Genomic DNA, 6,652 nt, shown 5'->3' with positions numbered 1-6,652 from the left:
TTAGAGTGCGGAGATCTGTGAACGGGGAGGGGACGCGTCGTGCGCAAAGGGGTCAAGGCTGCCGTCGTCGGCAGTGTGTTCGCGGTGATGGTGGGAGGGGCCGGGTACGGCGCCTACGACTTCGTCTCCGCGCTCAACGGTCACGGGGGGACGGCGGCCGCGAGCGAGCCCGAGCCGGTGCGGACCGGGCCGCCGAGCGGTGCGGAGGTCCAGGAGACGAGCCGTGCGTTCTTCGCGGCCTGGGAACAGGGGCAGGGCGCCGAGGCGGCGTCGTACACGGACTTCGCGGAGGCGGCCGAGCCCGTGCTGACGTCGTTCGGGCAGGACGCGCACATCACCGACGTGAAGATCACGCCCGGCAAGGCGCAGGGCCGTACCGTGCCGTTCTCGGTGAAGGCGACGGTGTCGTACGAGGGGAAGTCCAAGCCGCTGGCGTACGACAGCCGGCTCACCGTGGTGCGGGGGGAGACCACCGGGCGGGCGCTGGTCGACTGGGAGCCGTCCGTCGTGCACCCCGGCCTGAAGGACGGCGACATCCTGGTCACCGAGGAGGCGGCGAGCCCGCCGGTCGAGGCGGTGGACCGCAACGGCACCGTGCTGTCGAAGGACAACTACCCCTCCCTCGGCCCGATCCTGGACGAACTGCGCGCCCGCTACGGCGACCGGGCCGGCGGCACGCCCGGCGTCGAACTCGCCGTCCGGCACACCACCACCGAGGCCGCCGACACCACGCTGCTCACCCTCTCCGAGGGCGAGCCCGGCCAGCTGCGCACGACGCTGAGCGCGACCGCGCAGGCGGCGGCCGAGAAGGCGGTCGCGCAGTACGACGAGTCCTCCGTCGTCGCCGTCAAGCCGAGCACCGGCGAGATCCTGGCCGTCGCCAACCACCGCGCGGACGGCTGGAACGCGGCGTTCCTCGGGGAGGTGGCGCCCGGCTCGACGATGAAGATCCTCAGCGCGGCCACCCTCATCGACAACGGGCTCACCACCATGAACGGGCCCGCGCCCTGCCCGCCCACGGCGACCTGGCAGAGCCAGACCTTCCACAACCTCACCGGTATGACCCCGAACGACGACGCCACCCTCTCCGAGAGCTTCGCCCGCTCCTGCAACACCGCCTTCATCAAGTTCACGGACGAGCTGAAGGTGGACTCGCTGACCCGCGAGGCGCAGGAACGGTTCGGTATCGGCCGGAACGACTGGAAGATCGGCGTCCCCTCCTTCGACGGCTCGGTCCCCGCCTCCGGCGGCCCGGACACCGCCGCCAACCTGATCGGTCAGGGCCAGGTGCAGATGAGCCCGCTGAACATGGCGTCGGTCACGGCGACCGCGATGACGGGCGCCTTCCGGCAGCCGGTGATCGTGCCGCAGAGCCTGGACGGACGGGAACTGGCCACGGCGCAGGGCCTGTCGGGGAGCACGGTCGCCCAGCTGCGGGCCATGATGAACCGCACCGCCACCAGCGGCACCGCCGCCTCCGTGATGTCCGGGCTGTCCGGCAGCATCGGCGCGAAGACCGGGTCCGCCGAGGTCGACGGCAACGCCAAGGCGGACAGCTGGTTCACCGGCTACCGCGACGACGTCGCCGCGGCGGCCATGGCCCAGCAGGGCGGCCGGGGCGGCGAGGCGGCGGGCCCGATCGTGGCGGCCGTGCTGCGCGCGGGTGGCTGACGTCACCCTCACAGGCGGGGACTCTAGGGTGGTGCCGTCGTTGGGACTGTGAGACCACGAGGCCTGTACGGCCGTAAGGGCCGCGCCGAGCGCAGGGGCGGGCCCGGGGATTGCGCGGAGGATCGGGAAGCAGTGGGCAAAAGAAGGCGCGTCGCCGAGCGACGGAAGACCAGGCCCGCCGTCATCGGCGGTGTGATCGCCGTGGTCGTGGGCGGCGCCGGGATCGGTGCCTACGCGCTGTTCGGCACCGGCGCCGCGGCCGAGGACGGCGCGTCCACGACGGCCGCCGCCGAGCGGGAGAAGTCGGTGAGGACCGGCCCGCTGTCCGCGAAGGAGGTCACCACCGCCGCCCAGGCGTTCCTCACGGCCTGGCAGCAGGGCGAGGTGACCGGCGCGGCGGCCGCCACCGACGACGCCGCGGCGGCGAAGACGCTGCTGGCCGCCTACGCCAAGGACGCCCACATCAAGGACCTCACGCTCACCCCGGGCGCCCGCACGGGCGACACCGTGCCGTTCACGGTGCAGGGCACGGTGGCGTACCAGGACGTCAGCAAGCCGCTGACGTACCGGAGTTCGCTGACGGTCGTCCGGCGGGCCGCGGACGGCAGGCCGCTGGTGCGCTGGCAGCCGTCGGTCCTCCACCCCGACCTGCGTGAGGGCGACCGGCTCGTCACCGGCGAGGCGGGCACGCCACCGGTCAGGGCGCTGGACCGGGACGGCGACGAGCTGACCACCGACACGTACGCGTCGCTGGGGCCGGTGCTGGACGGGCTGCGCGAGAAGTACGGCAAGACGGCGGGCGGCACGGCCGGGGTCGAACTCCGGGTGGTGCGCGGCAAGGCCTCCCAGAAGCAGGAGCTGTCCGACAAGACGGTGCTGGAACTGAGCGAGGGCACGCCGGGCGAGGTGCGGACGACGCTCAGCGCGAGCCTGCAGACGGCCGCGGAGCAGCAGGTCGCCTCCCGCGCGCGTGCCTCCGTGGTCGTCCTGCGGCCCTCCACGGGCGAGATCCTCGCGGTCGCCAACTCCAACCCCGGCTTCAACGCCGCCTTCCAGGGCTCGCTGGCGCCCGGTTCGACGATGAAGGTCATCACGTCGTCGCTGCTCATCGAGAAGGGGCTCGCCTCGCCGGAGAAGGCGCATCCGTGCCCCAAGTACTTCACGTACGGCGGCTGGAAGTTCCACAACGACGACAAGTTCGAGATCAAGGGCGGCACGTTCAAGGCGAGCTTCGCCCGCTCCTGCAACACGGCCTTCATCAGCCAGGCGCCCGAGCTGGCCGACGACGACCTGACCCGGCAGGCGCAGCAGGTGTTCGGTCTGTCGCTGAACAACTGGGCGGTCGGTGTGCCGACCTTCGACGGTTCCGTGCCGGTGCAGTCGAAGGCGCCGATGGCGGCGTCGCTCATCGGTCAGGGCGGGGTGCGGATGAACCCGCTGAACATGGCGTCGGTGTCGGCGACGGTCAAGGCGGGCGTCTTCCACCAGCCGTACCTGGTCGCCCCGTCCGTGGACGGCCGCACGCTCGCCACGGCCTCGCGCACGATGTCCGCGGACACCCTGGCGAAGCTGCGCGAGCTGATGGCCTACACGGCGGCGTACGGTACGGCGGCGGAGGCGATGGCGGGGGTCACCGGTGACGTCGGCGCCAAGACCGGCTCCGCGGAGGTCGACGGGCAGAAGAAGCCCAACGGCTGGTTCACCGCGTACCGGGGCGATCTCGCCGCCGCCGGTGTCGTGCAGGCGGCCGGGCACGGCGGGGACACGGCGGGCCCGATCGTGGCGGCGCTGCTGAAGCAGGGCGGCTGACGGCCTCCGGTCAGCTTCGTACGGGAGTCGCGGCGACCATGTAGGTGCGCCGCAGGAAGCGGATCAGCGCCTTCGTGTCGAACTGGACGACCGCGGTCCCCTGCGGCGAGTGGAACTCGACGACGGCCTGCACCCGCCCGCACGGCCACACCCGGACCTCGCCGGAACCGGCGGGTGAGCGCAGGCCCTGTTCGAGGAGGTCCCGGGAGAAGGTCCACTCGTGCGGGCCGGGCAGGCGTATGCGCACCGCGCGCGGATCCTGGTCCGGGTCATAGCGCAGAACGACCGGAATCGCTCCCCGTTCGTCCAGCACCTGGACGTCGGTGTCCGTGACGATATGGGCTCGTGCGTACTGTTCGACCACGGACATCGGACGACCCCTTTACCGTGCGTCACCTATGCGGAAACTATGAATCCGCTCCCCATCCAATGTCCCATATTTCCCGATTTACGCCTGTCAGAGCGGCTTATCTCATCTTCACAACGGGGAGGGGCTCGCTCTTGCAATGGGTTCGCATTAAGCCACATCATCGAACCGTGCATGTACCCGACGGATTCATCAACGCCCCGACCTCCGCCGTGGCCGGAGTCGTCGCCGCGGGCGCCGTCGCCGTGAGCCTGCGCGGCGCCCGGCGTGAGCTGGACGAGCGGACCGCACCGCTGGCCGGCCTGGTGGCGGCGTTCATCTTCGCGGTGCAGATGCTGAACTTCCCGGTCGCCGCCGGGACCAGCGGCCATCTGCTCGGCGGCGCCCTCGCCGCGATACTCGTCGGTCCCTACACCGGCGCGCTCTGCGTCTCCGTCGTCCTGCTCATGCAGGGCCTGCTCTTCGCGGACGGCGGCCTGACCGCGCTCGGCGTGAACATCACCGACATGTCGGTCGTCGGTGTCGCCGTCGCCTACCTCGTCTTCCGTGCCCTGGTGAAGGTGCTCCCGCGCACCCGGCGGTCGATCACCGCCGCCTCGTTCGTCGCCGCGCTGGTCTCGGTACCGGCCGCCGCCCTCGCCTTCACGCTGTTCTACGCGATCGGCGGCACCACCGACGTCGCCATCGGCAAGGTCGCCACCGCCATGGTCGGCGTGCACATCCTCATCGGCATCGGCGAGGCGGTGATCACCGCGCTGACGGTGGGTGCCGTGATCGCCGTACGGCCGGACCTGGTCCACGGCGCCCGCGACCTGCGCCAACCGCTGAAGCTGCGGGTCGGCGGCGAACTCGTCGACGCGCCCGCCGCCGAGGCGCCCGCACCCGCCCCCCGGACCTCCCGCCGCACGCTGTGGATCAGCGGCCTCGTCACCTCCCTCGTCCTCGCCGGGTTCGTCAGCTTCTACGCCTCCGCCAGCCCCGACGGCCTGGAGAAGGTCGCCGAGGACAAGGGCTTCGCCACGTCCGCCGAGGAGCACCACGTCGCCGACTCCCCGCTCGCCGACTACGGCGTCAAGGACGTCGACAACGCCCGCCTCTCCGGCGGCCTCGCGGGTGTCATCGGCGTCGGCGTGACCGTCGTCGCGGGCAGCGGGATCTTCTGGGCGGTGCGCCGACGCCGTACCGCCGAGGCGGCTCAGGCGTCGGCGCCCACCGACACGAGCGTCTGACATGGGTGCGGGGCACGCCCACCAGCTCTACCGGCGGGCCTCGTCGCCCGTGCACGCCCTGCCGCCGCACACCAAGCTCGCCGCCACGTTCGCCTTCGTGGTGGTCGTGGTCTCCACACCGCGCGAGGCGATGTGGGCCTTCGGGGTGTACGCCGTGCTGCTGGGCGGGGTGGCCGGGCTCGCCCGCATTCCCCCGCTCTTCCTGCTGAAGCGGCTGCTGATCGAGGTGCCGTTCGTCGCGTTCGCCGTACTGCTGCCGTTCGTCGCGGAGGGCGAGCGGGTCGAGGTGCTCGGCGTGTCGCTGAGCGTCAGCGGACTGTGGGGCGCCTGGAACGTGCTCGCCAAGGGCACCCTGGGCGTCGCCGCGTCCGTCCTGCTGGCCGCCACCACCGAACTGCGCGAGCTGCTGCTCGGCCTGCAACGGCTGAGGCTGTCGCCGCTGCTGGTGCAGATCGCGACCTTCATGATCCGGTACGGCGATGTCATCACCGACGAGATGCGGCGGATGCGGATCGCGCGCGAGTCGCGCGGCTTCGAGGCGCGCGGCCTGCGGCACTGGGGGGTGCTCGCGAAGTCGGCGGGGGCGCTGTTCATCCGCTCCTACGAGCGCGGGGAGCGGGTGCATCTGGCGATGCTGAGCCGGGGGTACGCCGGGGTGATGCCGGTGATCGACGAGGTGACCGCGTCCCGGGCGCAGTGGTCGTACGCCCTCGCCCTGCCGTGTGCCGCCCTGGTCGTCTGTCTGCTGGGATGGGTGCTGTGACAGAAGCTTCCCTGGAGGTCTCCGGCCTCGCCTTCGCCTACCCCGACGGGCACCAGGCCCTGTTCGGCGTGGACTTCCGCATCGAGCGCGGCGAGCGGGTCGCGCTGCTCGGCCCGAACGGTGCCGGGAAGACCACGCTGGTGCTGCACCTCAACGGCATCCTCGGCGGCGGTACCGGCTCGGTGCGGGTCGCCGGGCTGCCCGTCGACCGCACGCACATGGCCGAGATCCGGCGCCGGGTCGGCATCGTCTTCCAGGACCCCGACGACCAGCTCTTCATGCCGACCGTCCGCGAGGACGTGGCCTTCGGACCGGCGGCGGCCGGGCTGAAGGGGGCGGAGCTCCAGGCGCGGGTGGAGCGGGCGCTGGAGCGGGTCGGGATGGCCGGGTTCCAGGACCGCCCGCCGCACCATCTCTCCTTCGGGCAGCGACGCCGGGTCGCCGTGGCGACCGTGCTCGCCATGGAGCCGGAGATCCTCGTCCTGGACGAGCCGTCGTCCAACCTCGACCCCGCCTCGCGCCGCGAACTCGCCGACATCCTGCGCTCCCTGGACGTGACCGTGCTGATGGTCACGCACGACCTGCCCTACGCCCTCGAACTGTGCCCGCGGTCCCTGATCCTGAGCGAGGGCGTGATCGCGGCGGACGGCCCGACCGGCGAACTGCTCGGCGACGGCGCCCTGATGCGCGCCCACCGCCTGGAGCTGCCCCTCGGCTTCGACCCGCGCTCCGTGACGACGGGCGCGTGACCGACGCCGCTCGGGGTTACCCCGGGTTGCTACCCCCTGGTAACAACAGTCGGACCACCGGCCA

At 72.0% G+C, this 6,652-nt stretch carries 6 protein-coding genes; 5 read left to right on the top strand and 1 reads right to left on the bottom strand.

From position 1 onward, the window contains the following. Nucleotides 1-39 precede the first annotated feature (39 nt). Together KWI83_RS36535 and KWI83_RS36530 are read left to right on the top strand one after the other, a co-directional pair. The gene (locus tag KWI83_RS36535; RefSeq protein WP_218518674.1) at nucleotides 40-1,671 is read left to right on the top strand and encodes a penicillin-binding transpeptidase domain-containing protein; all 1,632 of its coding nucleotides are present in this window, start codon (nucleotides 40-42) and stop codon (nucleotides 1,669-1,671) included. A 132-nt stretch (nucleotides 1,672-1,803) separates the two neighbouring features. Continuing rightward, nucleotides 1,804-3,480 (top strand): penicillin-binding transpeptidase domain-containing protein, encoded by a 1,677-nt coding sequence (locus tag KWI83_RS36530; RefSeq protein WP_218518673.1) that lies wholly within the window; start codon nucleotides 1,804-1,806, stop codon nucleotides 3,478-3,480. A 10-nt stretch (nucleotides 3,481-3,490) separates the two neighbouring features. Here KWI83_RS36530 and KWI83_RS36525 read toward each other — a convergent pair whose 3' ends face one another. Beyond that, a complete protein-coding gene (locus KWI83_RS36525) occupies nucleotides 3,491-3,850 on the bottom strand; it encodes an SsgA family sporulation/cell division regulator (protein WP_218518672.1) in 360 nt (119 codons plus the stop codon). Nucleotides 3,851-4,017: 167 nt separating this feature from the next. Here KWI83_RS36525 and KWI83_RS36520 point away from each other — a divergent pair, with 167 nt between their 5' ends. The 3 genes from KWI83_RS36520 to KWI83_RS36510 are packed head-to-tail and all read left to right on the top strand — an operon-like array spanning nucleotide 4,018 to nucleotide 6,588. After that, nucleotides 4,018-5,076: an energy-coupling factor ABC transporter permease gene (locus KWI83_RS36520; protein ID WP_218518671.1), complete on the top strand. Its 1,059-nt coding sequence runs from the start codon at nucleotides 4,018-4,020 to the stop codon at nucleotides 5,074-5,076. 1 nt (nucleotide 5,077) lies between these two features. Then, nucleotides 5,078-5,839: a cobalt ECF transporter T component CbiQ gene (cbiQ, locus tag KWI83_RS36515; RefSeq protein ID WP_218518670.1), complete on the top strand. Its 762-nt coding sequence runs from the start codon at nucleotides 5,078-5,080 to the stop codon at nucleotides 5,837-5,839. Further along, on the top strand, nucleotides 5,827-6,588 hold the full coding sequence (locus KWI83_RS36510) for an energy-coupling factor ABC transporter ATP-binding protein (protein WP_218518669.1): 762 nt from the start codon (nucleotides 5,827-5,829) through the stop codon (nucleotides 6,586-6,588). Before cbiQ ends, KWI83_RS36510 begins: the two co-directional genes overlap by 13 nt. Nucleotides 6,589-6,652: the final 64 nt, after the last annotated feature.

The organism is Streptomyces sp. TRM70350, from assembly GCF_019219825.1.
GTDB lineage: Bacteria > Actinomycetota > Actinomycetes > Streptomycetales > Streptomycetaceae > Streptomyces.
The sequence above is the reverse complement of the archived record's forward strand: the minus strand, read 5'-3'. Positions and strand labels throughout refer to the sequence as shown.

Excerpts from the sequence above, each read along its gene's own strand:
- KWI83_RS36525 (WP_218518672.1), bottom strand. The coding sequence starts at position 3,850 with ATGTCCGTGGTCGAACAGTACGCACGAGCCCATATCGTCACGGACACC.
- cbiQ (WP_218518670.1), top strand. The coding sequence starts at position 5,078 with ATGGGTGCGGGGCACGCCCACCAGCTCTACCGGCGGGCCTCGTCGCCC.
- KWI83_RS36510 (WP_218518669.1), top strand. The coding sequence starts at position 5,827 with ATGGGTGCTGTGACAGAAGCTTCCCTGGAGGTCTCCGGCCTCGCCTTC.